Source organism: Thermosporothrix sp. COM3 (genome assembly GCF_059696735.1).
This window is the reverse complement of the sequence record NZ_AP019376.1, coordinates 1,990,001-2,008,486: the sequence shown is the minus strand read 5'-3', so window position 1 is coordinate 2,008,486 and position 18,486 is coordinate 1,990,001. Positions and strand designations below refer to the sequence as shown.

Annotated in this window: 26 protein-coding genes; 10 read left to right on the top strand and 16 right to left on the bottom strand. The window is 49.6% G+C overall.

Annotated features, from left to right (window positions below):
* Positions 1 to 273: 273 nt before the first annotated feature.
* From KTH_RS08835 to KTH_RS08805, 7 genes are all read right to left on the bottom strand, one after another.
* On the bottom strand, positions 274 to 801 hold the full coding sequence (locus KTH_RS08835; RefSeq protein WP_111324359.1) for a helix-turn-helix domain-containing protein: 528 nt from the start codon (positions 799 to 801) through the stop codon (positions 274 to 276).
* On the bottom strand, positions 794 to 1,174 hold the full coding sequence (locus tag KTH_RS08830) for a hypothetical protein (RefSeq protein WP_497617931.1): 381 nt from the start codon (positions 1,172 to 1,174) through the stop codon (positions 794 to 796). The genes KTH_RS08835 and KTH_RS08830 overlap by 8 nt, the downstream gene beginning before the upstream one ends.
* Positions 1,174 to 1,674, bottom strand: coding sequence for a hypothetical protein (locus KTH_RS08825; RefSeq protein WP_497617929.1), 501 nt, complete (start codon positions 1,672 to 1,674; stop codon positions 1,174 to 1,176). The genes KTH_RS08830 and KTH_RS08825 overlap by 1 nt, the downstream gene beginning before the upstream one ends.
* A complete protein-coding gene (locus tag KTH_RS08820) occupies positions 1,671 to 1,958 on the bottom strand; it encodes a hypothetical protein (protein ID WP_137686431.1) in 288 nt (95 codons plus the stop codon). The genes KTH_RS08825 and KTH_RS08820 overlap by 4 nt, the downstream gene beginning before the upstream one ends.
* 116 nt (positions 1,959 to 2,074) lie before the next feature.
* Positions 2,075 to 2,320 carry a hypothetical protein gene (locus tag KTH_RS08815; RefSeq protein WP_497617926.1) on the bottom strand — a complete coding sequence of 82 codons (246 nt, stop codon included), beginning with the start codon at positions 2,318 to 2,320 and terminating at the stop codon, positions 2,075 to 2,077.
* Positions 2,289 to 2,750: a hypothetical protein gene (locus KTH_RS08810; RefSeq protein WP_497617924.1), complete on the bottom strand. Its 462-nt coding sequence runs from the start codon at positions 2,748 to 2,750 to the stop codon at positions 2,289 to 2,291. The genes KTH_RS08815 and KTH_RS08810 overlap by 32 nt, the downstream gene beginning before the upstream one ends.
* A 256-nt stretch (positions 2,751 to 3,006) precedes the next feature.
* Positions 3,007 to 4,050, bottom strand: coding sequence for a sugar-binding transcriptional regulator (locus tag KTH_RS08805; RefSeq protein ID WP_497617922.1), 1,044 nt, complete (start codon positions 4,048 to 4,050; stop codon positions 3,007 to 3,009).
* A 261-nt stretch (positions 4,051 to 4,311) separates the two neighbouring features.
* Between KTH_RS08805 and KTH_RS08800 the strand changes: the two genes are divergently transcribed.
* The 3 genes from KTH_RS08800 to KTH_RS08790 are packed head-to-tail and all read left to right on the top strand — an operon-like array spanning position 4,312 to position 5,975.
* The gene (locus KTH_RS08800) at positions 4,312 to 5,082 is read left to right on the top strand and encodes a radical SAM protein (RefSeq protein ID WP_497617920.1); all 771 of its coding nucleotides are present in this window, start codon (positions 4,312 to 4,314) and stop codon (positions 5,080 to 5,082) included.
* Between the two features lie 2 nt (positions 5,083 to 5,084).
* Complete coding sequence (locus KTH_RS08795) at positions 5,085 to 5,690, top strand: CYTH domain-containing protein (protein ID WP_497617918.1); 606 nt, start codon at positions 5,085 to 5,087, stop codon at positions 5,688 to 5,690.
* Between the two features lie 27 nt (positions 5,691 to 5,717).
* Positions 5,718 to 5,975: a hypothetical protein gene (locus KTH_RS08790; protein ID WP_497617916.1), complete on the top strand. Its 258-nt coding sequence runs from the start codon at positions 5,718 to 5,720 to the stop codon at positions 5,973 to 5,975.
* A 99-nt stretch (positions 5,976 to 6,074) separates the two neighbouring features.
* On the opposite strand, the gene KTH_RS08785 is transcribed toward KTH_RS08790, so the two are convergent.
* Positions 6,075 to 6,689 carry a LysE family translocator gene (locus tag KTH_RS08785; RefSeq protein ID WP_497617915.1) on the bottom strand — a complete coding sequence of 205 codons (615 nt, stop codon included), beginning with the start codon at positions 6,687 to 6,689 and terminating at the stop codon, positions 6,075 to 6,077.
* Positions 6,690 to 6,832: 143 nt separating this feature from the next.
* Between KTH_RS08785 and KTH_RS08780 the strand changes: the two genes are divergently transcribed.
* Positions 6,833 to 7,315, top strand: a complete 483-nt coding sequence (locus KTH_RS08780) for an Lrp/AsnC family transcriptional regulator (protein ID WP_497617913.1) — start codon at positions 6,833 to 6,835, stop codon at positions 7,313 to 7,315.
* 312 nt (positions 7,316 to 7,627) lie between these two features.
* Here KTH_RS08780 and KTH_RS08775 read toward each other — a convergent pair whose 3' ends face one another.
* From KTH_RS08775 to KTH_RS08745, 7 genes are all read right to left on the bottom strand, one after another.
* Positions 7,628 to 9,331: a hypothetical protein gene (locus KTH_RS08775; protein ID WP_497617911.1), complete on the bottom strand. Its 1,704-nt coding sequence runs from the start codon at positions 9,329 to 9,331 to the stop codon at positions 7,628 to 7,630.
* A 192-nt stretch (positions 9,332 to 9,523) separates the two neighbouring features.
* Positions 9,524 to 9,748: a hypothetical protein gene (locus KTH_RS08770; RefSeq protein ID WP_497617910.1), complete on the bottom strand. Its 225-nt coding sequence runs from the start codon at positions 9,746 to 9,748 to the stop codon at positions 9,524 to 9,526.
* A 48-nt stretch (positions 9,749 to 9,796) separates the two neighbouring features.
* Complete coding sequence (locus tag KTH_RS08765) at positions 9,797 to 11,047, bottom strand: GAF domain-containing sensor histidine kinase (RefSeq protein WP_497617908.1); 1,251 nt, start codon at positions 11,045 to 11,047, stop codon at positions 9,797 to 9,799.
* A 446-nt stretch (positions 11,048 to 11,493) separates the two neighbouring features.
* Positions 11,494 to 12,525, bottom strand: coding sequence for a hypothetical protein (locus KTH_RS08760; protein ID WP_497617906.1), 1,032 nt, complete (start codon positions 12,523 to 12,525; stop codon positions 11,494 to 11,496).
* Positions 12,526 to 12,594: 69 nt separating this feature from the next.
* Positions 12,595 to 13,719, bottom strand: a complete 1,125-nt coding sequence (locus tag KTH_RS08755) for a helix-turn-helix domain-containing protein (RefSeq protein WP_497617904.1) — start codon at positions 13,717 to 13,719, stop codon at positions 12,595 to 12,597.
* Between the two features lie 130 nt (positions 13,720 to 13,849).
* Positions 13,850 to 14,179, bottom strand: coding sequence for a hypothetical protein (locus tag KTH_RS08750; protein ID WP_497617902.1), 330 nt, complete (start codon positions 14,177 to 14,179; stop codon positions 13,850 to 13,852).
* Positions 14,180 to 15,373 carry a hypothetical protein gene (locus KTH_RS08745; protein ID WP_497617900.1) on the bottom strand — a complete coding sequence of 398 codons (1,194 nt, stop codon included), beginning with the start codon at positions 15,371 to 15,373 and terminating at the stop codon, positions 14,180 to 14,182.
* 357 nt (positions 15,374 to 15,730) lie between these two features.
* Between KTH_RS08745 and KTH_RS08740 the strand changes: the two genes are divergently transcribed.
* The 6 genes from KTH_RS08740 to KTH_RS08715 are packed head-to-tail and all read left to right on the top strand — an operon-like array spanning position 15,731 to position 17,786.
* The gene (locus tag KTH_RS08740; protein ID WP_497617899.1) at positions 15,731 to 16,027 is read left to right on the top strand and encodes a hypothetical protein; all 297 of its coding nucleotides are present in this window, start codon (positions 15,731 to 15,733) and stop codon (positions 16,025 to 16,027) included.
* A gap of 26 nt (positions 16,028 to 16,053) precedes the next feature.
* Positions 16,054 to 16,323, top strand: a complete 270-nt coding sequence (locus KTH_RS08735; protein ID WP_497617897.1) for a hypothetical protein — start codon at positions 16,054 to 16,056, stop codon at positions 16,321 to 16,323.
* Positions 16,284 to 16,688, top strand: a complete 405-nt coding sequence (locus KTH_RS08730) for a hypothetical protein (protein WP_497617895.1) — start codon at positions 16,284 to 16,286, stop codon at positions 16,686 to 16,688. The genes KTH_RS08735 and KTH_RS08730 overlap by 40 nt, the downstream gene beginning before the upstream one ends.
* A 33-nt stretch (positions 16,689 to 16,721) precedes the next feature.
* Positions 16,722 to 17,153, top strand: a complete 432-nt coding sequence (locus tag KTH_RS08725) for a hypothetical protein (RefSeq protein WP_497617893.1) — start codon at positions 16,722 to 16,724, stop codon at positions 17,151 to 17,153.
* The gene (locus KTH_RS08720; RefSeq protein WP_497617891.1) at positions 17,150 to 17,584 is read left to right on the top strand and encodes a hypothetical protein; all 435 of its coding nucleotides are present in this window, start codon (positions 17,150 to 17,152) and stop codon (positions 17,582 to 17,584) included. The genes KTH_RS08725 and KTH_RS08720 overlap by 4 nt, the downstream gene beginning before the upstream one ends.
* Positions 17,568 to 17,786: a hypothetical protein gene (locus KTH_RS08715; RefSeq protein WP_497617889.1), complete on the top strand. Its 219-nt coding sequence runs from the start codon at positions 17,568 to 17,570 to the stop codon at positions 17,784 to 17,786. Before KTH_RS08720 ends, KTH_RS08715 begins: the two co-directional genes overlap by 17 nt.
* Positions 17,787 to 18,012: 226 nt before the next feature.
* Here the strand turns inward: KTH_RS08715 and KTH_RS08710 are convergent, their stop codons facing one another.
* The gene (locus KTH_RS08710; protein ID WP_497617886.1) at positions 18,013 to 18,477 is read right to left on the bottom strand and encodes a hypothetical protein; all 465 of its coding nucleotides are present in this window, start codon (positions 18,475 to 18,477) and stop codon (positions 18,013 to 18,015) included.
* Between the last annotated feature and the right edge of the window lie 9 nt (positions 18,478 to 18,486).

The window sequence follows — 18,486 nt, the reverse complement described above, 5'->3', positions numbered from 1 at the left end:
GGAAGTCTGGATAGTGCACCACTTCCTCTATCGTGACTTCCGAAAGCCGGGTTCGAGAGCGTCAGCGCATGCCCGGCCGCCTCTCTTCGAGCCAGACCACACACTTTCAGCTTCAGGTGGTTCAGGCGCGCTCTCTGCATCAAAGAAAACCCCTGTCGAAAAGATGCGCCGTCTTCTCGACAGGAGTTTCTCCGTATTTCCTCTCACCTGATATCTATCGATCCGGGCCTGCTGGCTCCTTCCCTTTCCGCGCTCACCTCCTGAGGAGCAGCCTCATCTCGTGTCGGCAAACAACTCGCGCATAGAGACCCGGAAGACCCCCGCAAGCTTTTCAAGCTCACTGAGCCACGCATCAGTATCGGGGAAAGCTATGAATTGCTCAATGCGCGCCAGCGGGAGCCCACTTTGCTCCGCAAGCGTGGCTGCACTCATGCCTCGGATCCGGGCGAGCTCTTTGATGAAGAGCCTCCAGCGAGGGACAGAAGGCACGAAGGCGCACGTTGGCAGTCTCTCACCAACAGGATAAAAGATGAGCAGCGCACGCTCGTCGGCAATGGCGTATTTCACGGCATGGCGCGCATCTTCCTCCGACGAGAGCGTGAGCGCATATGCACATGCCGGCAAGAGCAGGTGATAACAGTTGTTGTCGGACACAGGAGCATGCTCAAGTTGGATCCCAAGCCGCTGGCACGTTTGCTTCACCTCAAGGTAGGCATGCGCCTTGATCTGCACGGGATAAAGCAGCAGGCGCCCGTCTTCCATCTCCTTCACGGTCACCGGGATGATATTCGTCTCACGCATCTCTTTCCCCTTTCTTCGAGACAAGCATCACATATCCATCTTTGCCAGCACTCACACACCGCTCGGCAAGAAACAGGTGCTGACCAAGCACCAGCCCCCACTGGCTCAAGCACTTTTCGATCTCCGCAAGACGTGCTTCAGCCGCACTCTGGCCTTCCCGGGTCAGGTGAGGAAAGGCCTCCTGTATCTTCTGCACTTCCCGCAAGAGTGCCGCCACCTCCATGAGCGTGGGGGGCACCGGCCTGTCAAGATCCTGCAAAAAGCGCTCATAAGAGGACCGCTCAGCCGCCTTGTTCTCTCCCTGAAGCTGTTGCTCTACGAGCTTTTTGACACTTGCAAGCGTAGCCTCATCAGTCTCAATGCGTCGGATCATCACTCCACCCCGTTCAACTGGATCTGGATCATATCCTCGATGGTGCGCTGCAAGAACCGAAGCGCCTGCACCAGCTCATCACGCTCCTGAGACCGGACTGTGAGCCGTTTAATGAGGGTGACGAAGGCTTCGAGCACCTCGTTCAGCAGTTCCAGATCCTCAAGCGTCAGCAGGATAGCCGCACTCGAGAGGGAATCTTTTTGCTCATGGGCAAGCAAGCCGTGCAAGCGCGCGCGCAACTGACCAAGACGCTGGATTTTGGCACGGTTTGACGGCTTCAAGCGGGATGTATGCTCAAGGTACGAGATGTATGAGCCCGCGATTGTCTCAACGACACGCACATCATTGAAGGAGAGGCAGAGCCGAGGAACCAGAAGCGCCCCGTCGCTCTGGCGAAGCTGATCGTAGGCCGGCCAGACCAGATTGGTGGTGGGCAGGGAGTCGTTGGCCTTCGGAAACAAGGGAGTGATGTTCTGTTGCTGCTTTTTCTGTCTTCTCATCGTGTTCCCTGACTTTCTTCTGGATACACCGCAAAGATGCCTTCATACGGCACACCGGTCAAACACAGGAACGCAAACCTGATCGTGTGAGCATGCTCTTTCGTGATCGGCTCGCCCTGCTGAACGCGCCAGACCACCATGAGCGGGACCCCGGCAACAAAAGCCACGGTGTGGATCGAGAGCCGATGCCGCTTCATGTAGTGTGTTATCTGAGCCCGTTGCACGGCTTTTCTGCTCAAAGGTTGCGTATCGTGGTTCGTGATATCTGCTGTATAGGTACGCATCGGTCATAGACTCCTTTCGATGTCTGCTCGGACGTTTGCCCGGATGAGATAACAAAGGGGAAACCTGTTCATTCGTCGTGAGTGTCTCTTGCTTTGGAGCTCGAGCGCTCATTCTCTCACCCGCCCCCCTCACGCTGCATCCCCTGGTGCCGCTCTTGCTCGATGACCTGTTCTACCTTCATCGTGAACTGCAATAACCCATAGAGCTGTAGCTGTTCTGGCTCCGACAGCAGCTCCGGGTGGCGCGCTGCGAGTTCTGTCATCTGGCGCTGCGCCGCCACCAGCGCCGTTGTCAATTCCGTCGACGAGAGCACCACGACATACTGTTTTTCAACAATCATCGGTTGCCGTTTCTGCTGCATCGGCCCTGCCTCCATTCGGTTCTATCATCCGGAAGTACGTTTGACAGACGAGTGTGCTCGCTTGCTCGGCCCCTATCAGCTCTTCCAGCCGCTGCCAGGACGCTTCGAGGGCTGCATACCGTTCATTGATAAAGGCATGGCGTGCCACCATTGCGACGCCCGAGAGGCCCCGGTGCATTGCTTCACACTCCCGGGCAATCCGCATGCGCAGCCGCGCCACCTCACTGCTGATGGTTGTGCTCACATCTTCCTCCTTGTACTCATCTCTGGCATCCTTCCGGTCCGCATGCTCTCCATCACCCGGCCACAGCGTCGTGATAGAGCGGAACAGGCTGCTATCAACAAGTGAGTAGATAGAGTAGCAGAAGAGAATGAAGACAAAAGAACAACATGCTTCTTCATATCTGCTGTTTTTAGTGTAACATGGCATTTGTCTATTTTCAATACAATTTCCTTAACTTGCCATAATAGTAGCATATGCTACGAGATAGCAAATAAATATAACTTTCGCCACTCTATGGAAATAGGAAGACAAATGTATGCTATTCTCTATCATCTTGACATTGCGCTACTGTATATAGAGAATAGAGCATAACACAAGAAATTTATACAAAACAAAACACACCAAACTACCGATGAGCAGAAACCCTACTCCTGGTAACCTGGTGTGTTTTTCTCGCTTTCCTTTATCCCTCAACCAAGCGAGAGGCAGTAATATGATCCGTCACCAGAATATTCACAATGCCGGCTCTCAATACAGCTTGAATTGCAGGCACGAACTGAATGCTGCCGCCAGCTATGAGGATTACATGTACATTCCCACTCTTTAACCGATCACGCAAGGTCGGGATCTCTAAGCCGGTTAAATAAAATGGAGGAGGCGAGAGTTGTGGATCCTCATTCAAACAACGTCCCTCCTTATCGAAGAACCAGTGATTCACATCAGTTACTGGTTGCAATTCAAGAAAGCGATCAAGTTGCTGTCGCGAGAGAATCCCTTTCTCGACTAATTCTTCGTTTTCGTGCGGGAGCCAAACGCTCAACAGAATAATTGTTGCTTTTTCCATTATTTTCAGGACATCTCGCACAATTGGCAAGCTGCGTGCCTGCCTGCACTGCTCCTCAGACTCGACAATGGCGGGAATCGGGAGCCAAATGGGCTTTGCTCCATACGCAGTAGCAATATCGTAGGCAATCAGGTTAGAGTCACCAAAACTTGTATGCGATTGCACAAAACCAATGGTAGGTACTACCTGGAGAGAAGGTAGGACTTTTGAGGGTTTCAAGTAGCACACTATTTGGCGCATTACTCTTTTTCCACCTGAAACAGCAACAATATCATTTCCCATAATCATTTGATCGAGATAATCGGCTGCTGTTGCTGCAATATCTGAGACAATATGGTCATCAATCATACGATAATAGCGATCATTCACATTTAGCCCTGGCACAAGGACAATATCATCCAGCCCTAGTCGTAATCGTACTTCTCGTGCCAGATTACGCAGATAGCCCGTCCTCTCATCAGGGATAACGGATATACGGACTATACCTCTCTCTTTTGCCTTCTGTAAGGCCTTTCCAATCGTTTGTCTGGAACAACACTCCTGAAGCGCGATTTCCTCTTGCGTATATCCTTCTTCATAGTACAGACTGGCAATTTTACGAAGAAAACGTTCATCCGTGAGCAAACGCCCTTCCGTATTCATATTTTGTGGCGTTCCTAACATCTGTTTTCCTTTCTTGCTTTTCAAAACGGATGGTATAACAATAACAACGAAAAGCAAAAACCTATTATTTTACATTATACTACATATCACCTGGCAACACCAAATACGAACAAAAGTTAATTATTTTAACAAATGTATTGCAGAGAAGAAATCGTAATGTTATACTTGTAGAAGGGGAAGCACTTTCCCTGGGAGGTATCCATGCAAAAAGGCACAAAAGTGATGCGATTCAAAGTTGAAAAAGGAAGAGTTCTTGTCCCCGTGGGGCAGCCATGTCGCTTCGGGTGTCGATATTGCTACACACGTGGAGGGGAAATCGGTCCGGCACGCATAGAGCCGCTTGATATCGTCAATGAGCTCAAAGAATTCGCAAGTGAGCATGCCTTTGACGTGATCCAATTTGGCTATGACGGTGATCCGTTCGCACGTCCAGAGCGAGGCATATTTATGCTCCAGCACTTAGCCACCCTCGGTAAAGATATTTGCTTTAGTACCAAAGCAGCACTCGATCAACCCACGCTTGATGCATTAGCAGATCTCGACCGTTATCTTTACAACAAGCAGGCAACGTTAAGTGCCCTCATCTCGCTCTCTTGCTGGTCTAGTGCCGCCCAAATTGAACCACATACCCCACTCCCTCACGAACGGCTTCGGTCTCTTTCTAACCTGAGAGAACTGGGTATACCAGCCTTTATTGCAGTACGCCCTATGCTCCCACACGTACGCGCTGAATATCCTCAGCTCATAGATGCAGGCATCCAGGCAGGAACAAACGGCTTTATTCTTGGTCCGCTTTACGCAGATGATGATGGGCGTTTTATTCGTTTTATGCCCAAAGGATCGCTTGAGCATGTGCCTCATCGAAAAGTTACTGTTTCATGGTCTCCCCACACACCACAATGGACCCGATACGAAGATGAGAGCCTCGTTTCAGAACTCGCTTCTTTTATCAGGCAAAGGGGTGGCAGTGTCTTTTTGTCATCAGTAGAAGCAATGCGCATTGCACCGAAGCTGCGCCAGAAAGAGATATAAATATGATCGAAGTAGAATATAAAGGGCGACTGACTCCGGAAATGCTGAATACAGTCCACTATAAGCTGCAAACGTCGAGCGCACCAAAAACCATACAAAACACTGATATCTATTATGATACTGCCAATTGGGATTTATTACGTCAAGCTGTTTTTGTTCGCATTCGTAATCAACATGTTCTTGAATTCAAGTTTAATGAGCACAAAGATCGAAGCCACATACAAAGCACAGAACATACATTCTTTCTAGCAGATATGAATGCATCATGGAACAATCTCTTCACATCGTTTCTTCCCGATTGGCAACCAGCATCAACCATTGAAGAGGCTATAGCCCGAAATGCCTTATCTCCTCTTGCAACGATTCGAAATACGCGACAGATCTACACCTACCAGGCAATGAAGATCAGCATCGATCATGTAGAAGAGCTTGGTGACTTTCTGGAGATAGAAATACAATGTGAAAGCACCGCTGAGCTTCCCCTTGCACACCAACGCATCTCATCATTTCTCGAAGATCTCCCATTTCAACGTCTCAAAGTGGGCTATGTTGAATTATGGCTTCAGAAATTCAATCATAAAGCGTATGAAGTTGGGCACTATCAATAGTATTATGCAGCAGAAAAATACCTCGAAATGCAGCATCACCCGAAAGGGATGTATCTCCCAATCACAGAGGCAAAATGGTTTCTTATCGCAAGAGAGTTCGATGAGAGCGCAAAGTCAGCAAAAACCGCATTGAAAGCAGCGAGGGAAAAGTATTCGATGCAGGGAGTAGAAGAGGTAAAATCGCTTTATTTCATACTCAATAAGCTTGACCCAACTAATCCGTACATACGGAATTTAGGCGTTGAGTTGGGTATATATGGCAAGGGAGCAGTAGCTAGCGAATAGCCCCACTCCCTTCACATTGCCTGGCTTCAGACATGGGGAGTGCCAACGCAGCGACAGGCACATGTTCTCGTTTCTACGCATTCATCAACATCAATGCAGCTAGCGCCACAATGCCTGCAATCCCTCCCACACAAGCAGGGCTCCAAGCAGCAGAAGAAAGAGCCCGCTTCCGCGTAAAGCCAGGCGATACCAGGACTCGGTCAGCACTTTTTGTCCCCGGCTGATAAGCAATGCCAGCATCATCTTCGTGCCGATAATCATCGCGTAGAGACTCAAAGTGAAGGCACAGGATACCAGCAAGCCCCCCTCGAGAAAGCTCCGAAAGAGCAGAGATCCGCCAACCGTTGCCCAGAAAATGTAGGGGTGTGGATTCAGCAGGTTCGTGATAATCGCCAGGAAAAGCACGCGCCGAGAGGTATCTTCTTTGACACTGCCCGGTATTTGGAGCTTCACCGTTCGCATTGACTCTATTCCGAGATAGATGACCACCAGCCCCCCGAGAAGCGAGACCAGATGCAGCGCCCACGGGGGCAGATGACCCAGGACAAGCAGCGCAAGCGCAACAATCGCCGCATCAGTGACGAGCGGAGCCAGCGCGACGATCATTCCCGCACGCCATCCCCGGCGCAACGTTTGACTCAGGAGCAGGCCAAGCAAAGGACCGGGGCTCAGGCCAGCGGTAAGCCCGAGCAAAAGACCCTGTACAAGATACATTCCCATCGTTTCTCCTGTTACCTCTCTTTCGTACACAACATTCCTGAATATGCTTCAATTATATCGGGCATGTTTGTTATACTACAGAGGAAAGAGAAAGCTTTTTTCGTAAAGGACTTTGCATCATAAAGGGAAACATCTTGATGGCTTTAGAAATTGAAAAACTCCTTGACCCGATTGGCTGGAAGCTGTTACACGCCCTCCAGGAAAACGCACGGCTTTCGTACAGTGAACTGGGGCAACGCGTGGGACTGACATCCCCGGCGGTCGCGGAACGCATACGCAAAATGGAAGATGCAGGGATTATCAGTGGCTATCATGCGGAAATCAATCGGGCAAAGCTCGGTTTTGCGCTGACCGCCTTTATCCGTATGCAGGTTCATGCAGGAGAACGCTATTCACGCTTTGCAACGTTTGCAAAGGATATTCCCGAAGTGCTCGAATGTTATCGTATCACAGGAAGCGATGCCATGATTCTCAAAGTCATGGCCGCCTCAATGGAACACCTGGAAACATTGATTGAGCGCATTTCGGTATATGGTATGTTAACAACCTCGCTGGTCCTGTCAGCCTCTGTGACAAGGCGAAACATCACCCGGATGGCACAGCAGGCGGAGGAGAGCTGAAGCAACAGCCTGTTCGGGCCACACCAGGACGCGACCGGAACCGACCTGTTCTGTACCCGACAGGCACGCGAAGCCAGATAACGAGCTTCATGCCAGTGCGATGTCTGCCAACCGTGTGCACGCGGCTACCGTGGCAATCTCTTTGCTTCGCTTGCCGTGGCCTGAAGCACTTCACGCGCGCGCTTCGTCAGTCAGGCCTATGCTCCACATGTGAGGATTGCAGGAGTGGACACATATGCTGCATCCACTCCTGGAATTGAGAGGCGTAACAGGCAAGGCCTCACCGGGGCGCAAAAGGCTGCGAGTCCCCCGCTATGCCCTTCCACTCGTACGCTCTTGAAGATGCGTCCTGTATGCCTGGAAGTCTGGATAGATGCGCATACACCGCTCCCCTATCGTGACTTCCAGGAGCTCAAAAGCCGGGTTCGAGAGCGTCAACGGAGCATCTTTTCTCAATCTGGTGTAGAGCGATTGAATAGGATGCGTGGCATCGGCGCTGAAGGGCTCCGCATGTGTCAGGCGCAGCACCTGCGGCCATGTCCCCCATGCAGCGTTCTGGTCAAACACAGGCCCATCAAAGAAGTGCGCAAGATAGCGCCCGAGCACAAAGAGAAAGACTTTGTGGACCTTCAAGCGCTTCACCTGCCTGGATTCCAGCCGGGTGAGCAATGTGCTGGCTCCATTTTGCTTCAGCCATTGCGCACAGGCAAGGACCTGCTTCCTCGCATTATAAAAGTAGGCCTGCTGCCTTATGCGCTCCTGCGGCGAATAGGCAAAGGGGTCCTGAGACTTGAGTTCAAACAGGGCCAGAGCGCCCGTCTTCCGATCAAAGATCATTGCATCGACATCGGTGATAAGCCGCCCCTGCTTATCTTTCAGCGCAATACTTCTGTCGCTTCTCTCAAAGCGCCTGTCCGAGAAAAGGCGATAGACATCCTGACGAAAGCTTTCTTCAAGCACAGACGATGCTCGCTGATACTCATAGGAGTGCAGCCGCCTCAGTTCCCGCATCAGAAAGAAGCAGGGCATGCTCAGGAGCCCCATCAATGACCAGGTCAGTGCTCGCTCATTCAACCGGAGCAACGGAGGAGTCGGCGCACCCGCTACAGAGCAGTGATAGGCAACATTCTCATGAGAGAGGCTCAAAACCTCTACAGCATGACCGATACTCTTCCGATCGGCATCGAGCACCTCGGAGAGCGCCGCAATCAGTGCATCTACCTCAAGGACGGGCGCCAGCAGGGCTCTCAAAGGGAAAGCGGGATGCCGCCCGACCCATGCTTTACAGAGATCAATATGCTTCAGTGCAAAACCGATAAGCGTCGCCAGAACCTCCCGATACAATTGAGCCGTACAGTCCCCGATCACCGTTTGACCCGCATACGGAAAGTGATAGGCCAGGATCTTGCCGTGAACCATCCCTACCCGGGTATAATAGGCATCAATCTCCGGCGTCGTGCGATACGCGATCGTCTCTGCTTGCCAGTGGCTGGCAAATTCGTTGAGCTGCTGCTGAAGCAACTCTTTTTCCTGTGCCAGTTGCTGAAGCTCATGCCTGTATAATCGAGCAAGTGCACTCGTCCACCCTTCAATGTCTTCGCGCTCTACCCATTCTGTGGGCTTCTTTTTGCTGGCGATCCAGACAGAGAAATCAGCCTGCCCGCCCTGCTGCATGCGCATAAAGCCGGACTCACAAAAGGCAAGTACCTGTTCCCCGGCCGTCACCTGATCGCATGCGGACAATATCTGATCGGCCCGGATATCCTGGATACTCTCATCCCGGGCATGTATAGTAGTGGTGTCAAAACAGAGCAGCAGCGCCTTCAGCCAGCCAGAAGGGAACAGCGGAGGAGCAGCAGGCAATGGATCATTCAGGGAGGAGAGAAAGCGCCAATCATTCGCCCGTGTCAACGCGACGAGTGCGCGTTCCCTGTGCTGCGGGAACATCTGGCATATGCGCTCTTGCTGCTCGTTCAATACCTGACGAAGCAGCTCTTGCTGAGAAAGTGAACTCATTTTCAACCCTTGTATCTGTGCTTCTTCTCTCCACAAAGGCAACATCCTTGCTTCGAGAAAAGATAATCATCAGCTAAGACCTGAAGGACAATGCATTCAGGCCGTTGACGGAAAAGCATGTTCCTGACTGATGTTCTCTAGCACACTGGCGAAATCATGAGTTTCATTTCCCTTTCGAGGTTATTGCAGACACTATATCACGAAAGAGCCAGGACAGGCAAGGTTACGGCGCGGTTTCTGCCGATGATCCTGCACGACAAGCTCGAAAGTTCCTATCAACGCGCCATCCTCTTCAAAGATCCAATCTCTGCGTTCGTCGGGCCCCCGAAGCCAGAGAACGAGCAATCCATACAGAAAGAAGAGGCCACCCCTGCCACAGGGTAGCCTCTTTTCCAGTTCGACGCTGCAACATGCCACATTCTCTATAAGAGAAGTGATAAGAGGTACAGGACAACCTTCATGTATTTACGTCTTCTCAGGCAACGAGAGCAGAAATTCCGTCCCGTCACCTTCCTTCGAGGTCACGTTCAACGTGCCATGATGCGCATGGGCGATCTTTCGTGCCAGATAGAGCCCCAGGCCCAACCCTTGCGAGCGAGCCCCGGTAACGAAGGGTTGAAAGAGGTGGGTCAGGAGCGCCGATGAAATGGGAGGGCCATCATTATGCACCGAGATATGGACCCACATGCCCCCATCACGCTTCTCACGCCCTACCTTCACGAGCACAGGTGTATGATCCGCCACATGCTTGACGGCATTTGCGAGCAAATTTTCTATGATCTGCTGGATACGATCAGGATCAGCGAAAAGGAGCACCTGTTCCGGGCCGTCGATGTGGATCGGCGTTTCTGCCGTGCTGAAAGCAACCGCCGTCTCCTGTAGCATCTCCATACCATTAAATCGTTGCAGGTTGAGCGCAAACAGCCCCTGATCCAGACGAGCAACATCAAGCAAACGCTCAACCAGACGCTCAAGGCGATACATGGTTGTAAGCGCTGCCTGAATATCTCGAAGATCTTTTTCCTGACCGGCCTTCTTCATCCGGCGATGTATCATCTCAAGTCTGGTTTTGAGCGGCGTCAGATAGTTTTTGAGGTCATGGGCCATCACCGTCAGCAGTTCTTCCGCACCCCGGTGTCGCCCTCGCTCAATTGCTTCCTGGGTCTGCTGTTCCACCAGCTCGGCCCGATGGGCAATAACACCAAGCCAGCGAGCGGTTGCTTCCAGAAAAAGCAGATCGAGGTCTGTAAAAAAGTCGGGCTCGCTTGAAGCAGCCATCAACACGCCTTCAGGCTTTCCTTCCTTTTCGATACGAGCAATAATTTGAGAGACGGCCCCCATTCCTTCTGGTGGCGGTGTACGAACACCGAGCAGTTCCGCCTCATCTTGATCAACACGTCCATCCCGAAAGGATTTCCCGGTAAGAAAAACCTCAACTGTGCGCCCGCGGTTGGCAATAGGATACCGATCAAGGCCGAGGCGCCGCTGCCGCTGACTCATGGGCGAATCATTTGACTCAGCGGTAAAGAGGCTGCGTGTCTCTGCTTCATAAAAGAACACATCTACTTTTTCCGCATTCAGAGCCTCACCGATCAATTGTGCAGCCTGATGCAACGCAGGTTTGAGCTGGATCGCCTGGATAGCAAGGATCCTTTCAAGCGTTGTTAAGAGGCGCTCAGGCTGTAATGTGATATTTTGCAGTATGTTCTGATTCATACGCGCCTTGCTTTCTCGTGGAAACGGCCAAATACCTTTTCCTCTAGCTATAGAAACAAGCGAAAACAGGCATGTCTCCACTCTCATAGGCAAAAGGAAAGCAACAAGTACACCGGGGATCCTCTTCTCTTCCCTCACCACTTCACCTCAAGCATTCTGCTTCTTTCCCTCCTAATTACATTATAGCACATATCCACTTTTGTTGCTGGCTCTTCTCGGCAAGAAAACAAAATGCACTCCTGAAATGGTCTAGAAATAGTCTAAGAGAGCGCTGGCTTGCGCAAAAGCAGCCTGCTCGCCTCCATCACCCTCCTGCTGTCACGCTCAAAAAGAGCCACCGGGCAGCTTCCCGATAGCTCTTCCGTAGAAACGTGAGTCTTATGCTACCTCTCTCTTCTACTGAGCAGGCAGTGTTTCACATAACGGCATATTTGATTCGCTAAGGTTTATACAAGCAAATCTCGCAGATCACATACTATCGGATCATCAGGCCATAGGCTTTCCATAACCCGATATGCAATGTACGCTTCGTTCAAGTACGTTTCGCTTTTCAATTTCTTTGCTATCTCTAGTTCAGCTTGCCAGAGCCGAATAGAGAGTTCTTTGTCCTTTTGTTGCGACGGGAGTTTGAGGGATGCAAAGGTTACCTCGCTGAGAAGTCCCATATGGGTACGAGGAGACATTTTCTCTCTCATTGGAGCATGCTCGCTCTCAATATCTATGAGCTGTGCGAAGAGCGAGAGTGCTTCATCCTGTGCGCCTGTGTATGCACGGGCAATTGCTTCTTGCCTGACCAGATTCGCATGATCGAGATGAAAACCAGGCATGTCTTCATCAGGAGTGGCCTGAGCGAATGCTTCTTGCGCCTCTCGAACTGAACGTATTACCTCCTGTTTCTGACCGTTGAGTGCCTGGAACTTTGCCAGACCGATGAGCGCCCAGGAACGCACGAGAGCAGGCACCACTACGCCTGGCTGTGACATAGTATATACCGCTTCTTGTGCTGTAAGCAGCGCAAGTTTGCGCCTCTTCTGAAGAGGAATATCTTGAGGCCACTCATAGACCGACGCCAGTTCACGCAATGCCATTGTGAGCGTGGTAGGGTCTTGTCCTTCTTTTCCATAGAGGACAGCTTTTTCCGAGTATTCTCGTGCTTGCTTGATGCTTTGTAGATGGTATGACAGGCGCTGCTGGAGCTGGTAAATTTGAGAGATCAACGTTGCCGCTTGTTTCCTGAATTGAGGAGAGATGTCAACAATTGACTGAAGAATTGATAAGTACGCATGTAGCTTTTCGGATGCAAACACCATGTCTTCGGGCCAGCCATCTTCACTGAGCATCGCACATGCTCGGATTGCAGACGCATAGTGGTGCAATAGCTCCTCTGATGGCTGCTGTATGACAAATGTTTGAGGCAATAAGGCTGTATGTCGTAATGCCTCTCTCCGCTGTCGTATTACCTCGTTTTTCGGTTCCATACATTCCTTTTAAGCATTCAGCAACATATGCAGGTCTTCTATCTACCTATCTATACCGCTTTATCCGGCCTATAAGTATTCTATCGGTCCATGAAGCACATCACGAAGCTGCATGTTTGCTCTATTAATATCCCTTGTCATTCGTTCTACAATGTTTTGGATTGTATACACTCGTTCCAACAGCCGAAGGGTACCATGTTTTTTACAGAGCTCAGCCGCTTCTATTGCAATCTCTATACCAGCGGTGATTTCTCCACTTTGAACTAATGTGGCTGCCTGAGCGGTCTTAAGCAACGTTTGCCAGTGTACCGTGTCGGGCAGCGTTTTTTCTGCAAGCTCAAGGTAATCAAATGCCTTTTTTGTATTATTTAGCAGCGTATATGATCTATTGTAATCTTCGTATACCGTTCCAAGACTATATAAGCCATGGATGGTATTTTCAATTTCATCTTCTGTTCCCTGTGCAGCTCGTTCTTCTGCCTCTGCCATAGCCTGTTCAAAGCCCTTTACATTTCCGGCCTGTACATAGGCTCTCCCTAAAAGCTGGATGCCGTTGCCCTTCGCAGCATTATTAGCCTCGGGAGCCTCATCACGTGCCGCCTCTAAATAGGCAACAGCATCGCTTAAGTTCCCTTTTCTTCTATACATATCTCCCTCGTAGGTGAGCGCCACATTGAGCAACGTCTGATCCTGTAATTGCCTTGCTGCTAGCTCCATCTCGCGATAGTGATAAAGAGCTATATTCGTCTCACTGGTTCTATACATGATCGCCGTAATATGGCCAGCAGCCTGATGAGCTTTCGCCAGACGGTAAAGCATATCATGATCGCCTGAACGTACTTGTACAGAAAGATCGCCAATGAGCTTTTCAACGACAGGCTTTGCTTCAAAGTATCTGGATTGTTTAACCAGCAACCACACATGTTGTATTACCTCATCCGCCTGCTCGGCAGTCAGAAAAAAGCTTGAGGCAACCCCTAACCGTTCGGCATCAATACCAAGTATACTGGCGATACGCCGCAGCTCTCTTATATCGGAAAGAATAATTTCTTCCCGCTCCCAACGCCCAACTGTTTTTACATCTACATTTAAATTTGCCGCTAATTCCGTTCGTTTTAGGTTATGCAGTATTCTATATTGTCTCAATTCTCTTGCTAACGGTGTGGATGGATACTTTTCAAACTCTTGTGACATATTCTTCCCTCCCAAACTCCCTTTACGCCTGCTAAACAAGAGGGCAAGACGTGTCCTTTACATACGATCTCTGCTCAATTCCTTTTCCTGTCTCTTTTATAAGAGATATTGTTTGCTTTCCCCTTTTACCTCAAAAAGTATCTTCAATAGCTCCATCTCTGGTGATTCCATACCAAAAGCGTATTTCTCTATCTGTATCGCTGCTTACTCCAGGAGATACTTTTTCATACAAATAGGTATAGCGCTTTGTTTCATCGAATATCTGACCAGGTGAGATAAGATACGTTTCTCTTGATCCATCCTTTCTATACACTAGCAGTATGAAGTACTCTTCCATTCCACTTACATGGGGATTGTTTACAATATAGTGGACAGTATGCAAATACCTATCCACATAACCAGAAACAAGTATTTCCTTTTCTCCCTTAATATTGATAGAATGGGTTATGAGTGGAAACATTTATCTCCTCACGAGTTTGGGATCATACTTCCACAGTTCCAGACCTAATTCAGCTACTTCAACTTTGTTTGCTGCTGGGCTCTCCTTTAGTTCTCTGTACAACCTCGCTATTCTATAAACATTCACTTTTGAATGTATTCTTTTAAATACAGGCAACGAATCTAGAGCCATGCTTGCTGCAAGTGTATAATTATTTAACCCAAAATATGCTTTCCCAAGAAGCATCGTACTATATGCATTCCTGCATTCTGAATTCGACTCTTGACGGATAGCGAATATCTCATTTATTGCCTCTTGATAATATCCGATATTGATAAGCGCGGCAGCTTTATCTAAGTGGTATCTTTCCTTATTGAGTTTCAGAAAGTGCTCGTCATAGTCAAACTTTTGCTTTGCGATCTCTCCCCCGTTCTCAATGGTTTGCACAACCTGCGCATTCAAGCGATCGCGATTCTCTTTTGTTCTGCCAGCAAGTACAGAATCCGCTAACCCTCTCTTCAATAGTAAGGCTCCGTTTACCTGCGTATCTCTTGCCAGGTGAAGAGCCTGGCTATAGGTGGTTGTTGCATTATCTATCCTGCCCGCAACGAGATAAATGTTGCCAAGTCTATAAAGAGCAGCAGATTCTAGCGTTTCATCCTTCAGTTTTCTTGATAAAACTATAGCTTTGGTTAAATGGGATATAGCCTTGTCATGCTCATATTCTCCATCAAGTATGCAAGATATAACGATATGATACTTATACAAAATTTCCTGCAATACTCTCCTATCTTGCATATTAATAGCATAAGGTATCTCTTTCTCTATATCTATTATTCTATCATCAATTTCATCTAATAGATGTGCAGAGGTACTCTTAAGGTGCTGTTCCCAATATTTTTTCAAAGCCTCCATACTTTCATCAATATCTAAGCGCTTTCGCGTCTGAATATTCGGCACAAAAATTGACGTTTCATTCAACAGCATACCAGCTAAAGGCATATCCAACAGAAATGCAATGATTTCGCGTCGATTTGGTGACACTGGTCCTACCTCACTTCTCTCTAAGGCTTCTATGGCTTTAACATTGAGGGGCTCAGGTTTGCCTAGAGCTTTCGCATAGAGCTCAGCAAATTCTTCCTTGCTCCATCCCTTAGCAAGCCTGCGCTTTTTCATTTCTTTTCCGAAATGAAATGTAACATCAGATGCTTCCACCCTACTTTCTCCATTAAATCAGAATAAGCAAGCGAACTTAATTAATATACTTCCTATCTATCAGTATAAGAAAAAGATATATATCTGTCCAGTCACAGGTAAAATTTCTTCTTTCCTCATTGCAAATTTTACCTTCTTCTCACTTATCCTATGTTATTTTGGTAGTATAAGCATCAAAACATTATTCTATGCCTGCTGGTAAGCGTTACTTCACAAGTTAACAGGCAAACGACGTTATGATGATGAAACGTAGGGGATACAATGAATACACAAGATGAGACAAATATGTTTGTATTCAAGTTTTCTCAAGAAGAGATAGTTGAAGCAAAAATTGTTTTAGTTGGCTATCTCAGATATATGATGACACATCCCCCTAAAGACGAGAAAGGGGTGAACCATGTGGAGGCGGTGCGGCGCTTTGTCGAGCGGCTGAAACAAGGGCCTGCTGGTCCTCTGTATTCTCAGGTTGTCTATCACGTACAGGCGCTAAATCGAGCACAACGCGAGGTCGATAACGGGGCGTGGAACCCACTGCTCTATCAGTCAGCAGTGAATCGCGTAGCCAGACACAAAGAATGGTTACAGTCACATGGCGTCCCTGTCTACCTCGACACGACGGCACGATGCTGGTGTCTTTGGATTGCCCTCGAGTAGGCATAGTCAAGCATGGAGGCTAGCACATGCAAAAAACGGAAATTGACTTCTTGATGGAACAAGTCTATCTGACGTGTGTCTCACTTCGTGACCTTCAAAACCAGATGGCACAATCTCAAGAGCGCTTACGAGCTCTGGTTGCATCGCTTGATCGGAAAAGAGGAAAAGAGGCGACTGATATGCTGGTGGCGGCTCTCTGCCTCAAACTGGATCTGATACCGGCGTGGCTGCGGTTGCCTCAAGAGGATGGTGTTGTATGCAGGGACGAAAACCAACGCTGTACGAACTGCGAATAAGGCACAACATCTTTCATCACGAGTTACAGCATGCATGTGAGGCGCGGGGGCTGCGTGCCTCCTACCTCGCGTGTGTGTCGGGCGCGGCGATCCCGCGTGAAGCTGCGGACATCATCCTCGCGGCTTTTAATGAGCTGGCCCATACCCACTACCAGCTTGATGAGGTCGAAATAGCGCTCAGACCCCCGCTTGCAGAGCAGGATCTTGAAGGCAAGCTCAGGCAGTTGGACGCTTTGCGACAACAATGGCTGCAAACACGGAGAAAGAAAGCCTTAGATGCGTATCGAGCGCTGGAGCGATGGTTTGAAAACCAGGGACTCGCACCCGCGTATCACTACGCGCTGGAACGACATGTGATTGTGTGAAAATTTCGCTTTCAGGAGAAGGAGAGTGCTTTCATGACAGAAGGAGCTCAAGAGACGAGAATAAACATCTTCAGACTCATCATAGAGCGTGGAGTGCGTTACCGTACACTCTTCGAGGCTTGTCAAGAACGGCATTTGACCTCTGCCCTCTCTTGCGCTTCTGGTGGGGCGATGCCGAAAGAGCGAGCGGAACGCCTGCTTGCTCTGCTCAATGAGCTCACAAAAGCCACCTCTCCCCTTGATGAGGTTGATATCCCGATTCGTCCGCATCTCTCGCGCGCTGAAGTCGAAGACAAGCTGAAAGAGCTGACAGCATTTCGTCTGCGTGTCGGGCCTCGTGGTTACAGCATTGACGATCTTGAGCGCCAGAAACAATGGTTCGAGCAACGGTGCATCGGGATCCATTTTAACGGCAAGAAGGAATGCTACGAGCTGACCGAAGAGGCGGAGGGAGACGAACTATGAGCGCGTATCGACTCATGAACCTGCGCCTTACCGATCTCATGCACATTGTAGAGCAAGCGGTCTCGATCACTGTCGATGCCTTCCATTCCTCCATCAGCGCGTACAGGCAAGAGGCTGATCCTGAGCGCAAAAAGATGTGGCGGCGGCTGGTGCGCGATCATCTCGCGTGGCTGCGCTATCACGAGATCCCGAAAGATGTCTACACACGCTATCCCTGGATTCCGGAAAAGCAGTGGTCTACGTTGGTACGCGTGGATCTCGACGGCGAAACGATCGAGCCTCATGACCTCAATGAGTTGATCTCGTGGCTGAAACAGTTCACCAGGCGCAAGCGAATCGGGCAGATGTACATCACAATGAGCTGTGAGCGCTCACCCGTTGAAGTTGAAATGGACTTCGAAAAGGAGGCGGGCAATGCAGCAACAGAATGACTTTGAGGTACGTGCAGGGAAAGAGTGTATCTATACCGGCAATGATGCAAAAGAAGCGCATGAGGCCTTTAAGGCTGCTGCCCTGAAGCCTGAGTATTATGATCGCACGATCGATCTTCTCTACAAAGGTCGGCTTGTTGCCGGTTTTAAAGAGAGAATCGGTTATCGACCAACAGACAACCGGAAGCAGACAGATTCATAGATCGCTCCATCTGAGTGTTACCCCTTTTTGGAGCCCTGATACCCAACGTATCAGGGCTCTTTTTGCCTCACCTCTTCCAGAAAGCCAGCGCTGCGACATAGCTGGGTCACGCTCTTGCCGGACGCTCCCGTACGCTTTGACGGAGCATACGTATCATTGGGCTTCAGAGAGAAGAGCGCCCCTGTGTCATCCTCCCTCTTCCATCGAAGCAGCGCTTTCAGCCCCTTTAGATAGTCTCATCCCAGGACGCTTGCTCTCCAAAATCAATACCATACTGATCGCGCGCCATTTTCATCGGGTCCTCATGCGAGAGAGCCAAGACAATCTGCGGCATCTCTTCGCCCACAAAGAGGATATAGGATGCATCATGGCTCAGATCAATCTGCTGCCCCGGCGTTCTCTCAAGCCGCATTGTTCCTCGTGTCTTCACCAGGACATACTGCGGAGAGAGCGGAATTTCTTCCTCGGGCACGACATGCACCCACTGGAACCCAAGCGCATGGAGATACTCTTGCGCCTTCGCGGTCGTTGCCAGATAGTCTTCTTTCTTCATCGCCTGAATCACCCCATCGGGACTGGCTCCCACAAAGAGATCACGCACAAACGGCGCCCGGACTTCAGGATCAAACGAATTATTCGCTCGATTAAATCCTTCAAAGAAGGTTTTCACACGCTCGCTCACCTGATTCATAGCTCTTTT

What these genes read in the sequence shown, in the direction of transcription:
- KTH_RS08740 (WP_497617899.1), top strand. Translation starts at nt 15,731, where the DNA reads ATGATGACACATCCCCCTAAAGACGAGAAAGGGGTGAACCATGTGGAG.
- KTH_RS08830 (WP_497617931.1), bottom strand. Translation starts at nt 1,174, where the DNA reads ATGATCCGACGCATTGAGACTGATGAGGCTACGCTTGCAAGTGTCAAA.
- KTH_RS08710 (WP_497617886.1), bottom strand. Translation starts at nt 18,477, where the DNA reads ATGAATCAGGTGAGCGAGCGTGTGAAAACCTTCTTTGAAGGATTTAAT.
- KTH_RS08775 (WP_497617911.1), bottom strand. Translation starts at nt 9,331, where the DNA reads ATGAGTTCACTTTCTCAGCAAGAGCTGCTTCGTCAGGTATTGAACGAG.
- KTH_RS08725 (WP_497617893.1), top strand. Translation starts at nt 16,722, where the DNA reads ATGACAGAAGGAGCTCAAGAGACGAGAATAAACATCTTCAGACTCATC.
- KTH_RS08755 (WP_497617904.1), bottom strand. Translation starts at nt 13,719, where the DNA reads ATGTCACAAGAGTTTGAAAAGTATCCATCCACACCGTTAGCAAGAGAA.
- KTH_RS08715 (WP_497617889.1), top strand. Translation starts at nt 17,568, where the DNA reads ATGCAGCAACAGAATGACTTTGAGGTACGTGCAGGGAAAGAGTGTATC.
- KTH_RS08810 (WP_497617924.1), bottom strand. Translation starts at nt 2,750, where the DNA reads ATGCCATGTTACACTAAAAACAGCAGATATGAAGAAGCATGTTGTTCT.
- KTH_RS08750 (WP_497617902.1), bottom strand. Translation starts at nt 14,179, where the DNA reads ATGTTTCCACTCATAACCCATTCTATCAATATTAAGGGAGAAAAGGAA.
- KTH_RS08835 (WP_111324359.1), bottom strand. Translation starts at nt 801, where the DNA reads ATGCGTGAGACGAATATCATCCCGGTGACCGTGAAGGAGATGGAAGAC.
- KTH_RS08820 (WP_137686431.1), bottom strand. Translation starts at nt 1,958, where the DNA reads ATGCGTACCTATACAGCAGATATCACGAACCACGATACGCAACCTTTG.
- KTH_RS08735 (WP_497617897.1), top strand. Translation starts at nt 16,054, where the DNA reads ATGCAAAAAACGGAAATTGACTTCTTGATGGAACAAGTCTATCTGACG.
- KTH_RS08760 (WP_497617906.1), bottom strand. Translation starts at nt 12,525, where the DNA reads ATGGAACCGAAAAACGAGGTAATACGACAGCGGAGAGAGGCATTACGA.
- KTH_RS08825 (WP_497617929.1), bottom strand. Translation starts at nt 1,674, where the DNA reads ATGAGAAGACAGAAAAAGCAGCAACAGAACATCACTCCCTTGTTTCCG.
- KTH_RS08765 (WP_497617908.1), bottom strand. Translation starts at nt 11,047, where the DNA reads ATGAATCAGAACATACTGCAAAATATCACATTACAGCCTGAGCGCCTC.
- KTH_RS08785 (WP_497617915.1), bottom strand. Translation starts at nt 6,689, where the DNA reads ATGTATCTTGTACAGGGTCTTTTGCTCGGGCTTACCGCTGGCCTGAGC.
- KTH_RS08730 (WP_497617895.1), top strand. Translation starts at nt 16,284, where the DNA reads ATGCAGGGACGAAAACCAACGCTGTACGAACTGCGAATAAGGCACAAC.
- KTH_RS08780 (WP_497617913.1), top strand. Translation starts at nt 6,833, where the DNA reads ATGGCTTTAGAAATTGAAAAACTCCTTGACCCGATTGGCTGGAAGCTG.
- KTH_RS08790 (WP_497617916.1), top strand. Translation starts at nt 5,718, where the DNA reads ATGCAGCATCACCCGAAAGGGATGTATCTCCCAATCACAGAGGCAAAA.
- KTH_RS08720 (WP_497617891.1), top strand. Translation starts at nt 17,150, where the DNA reads ATGAGCGCGTATCGACTCATGAACCTGCGCCTTACCGATCTCATGCAC.
- KTH_RS08805 (WP_497617922.1), bottom strand. Translation starts at nt 4,050, where the DNA reads ATGTTAGGAACGCCACAAAATATGAATACGGAAGGGCGTTTGCTCACG.
- KTH_RS08795 (WP_497617918.1), top strand. Translation starts at nt 5,085, where the DNA reads ATGATCGAAGTAGAATATAAAGGGCGACTGACTCCGGAAATGCTGAAT.
- KTH_RS08815 (WP_497617926.1), bottom strand. Translation starts at nt 2,320, where the DNA reads ATGCAGCAGAAACGGCAACCGATGATTGTTGAAAAACAGTATGTCGTG.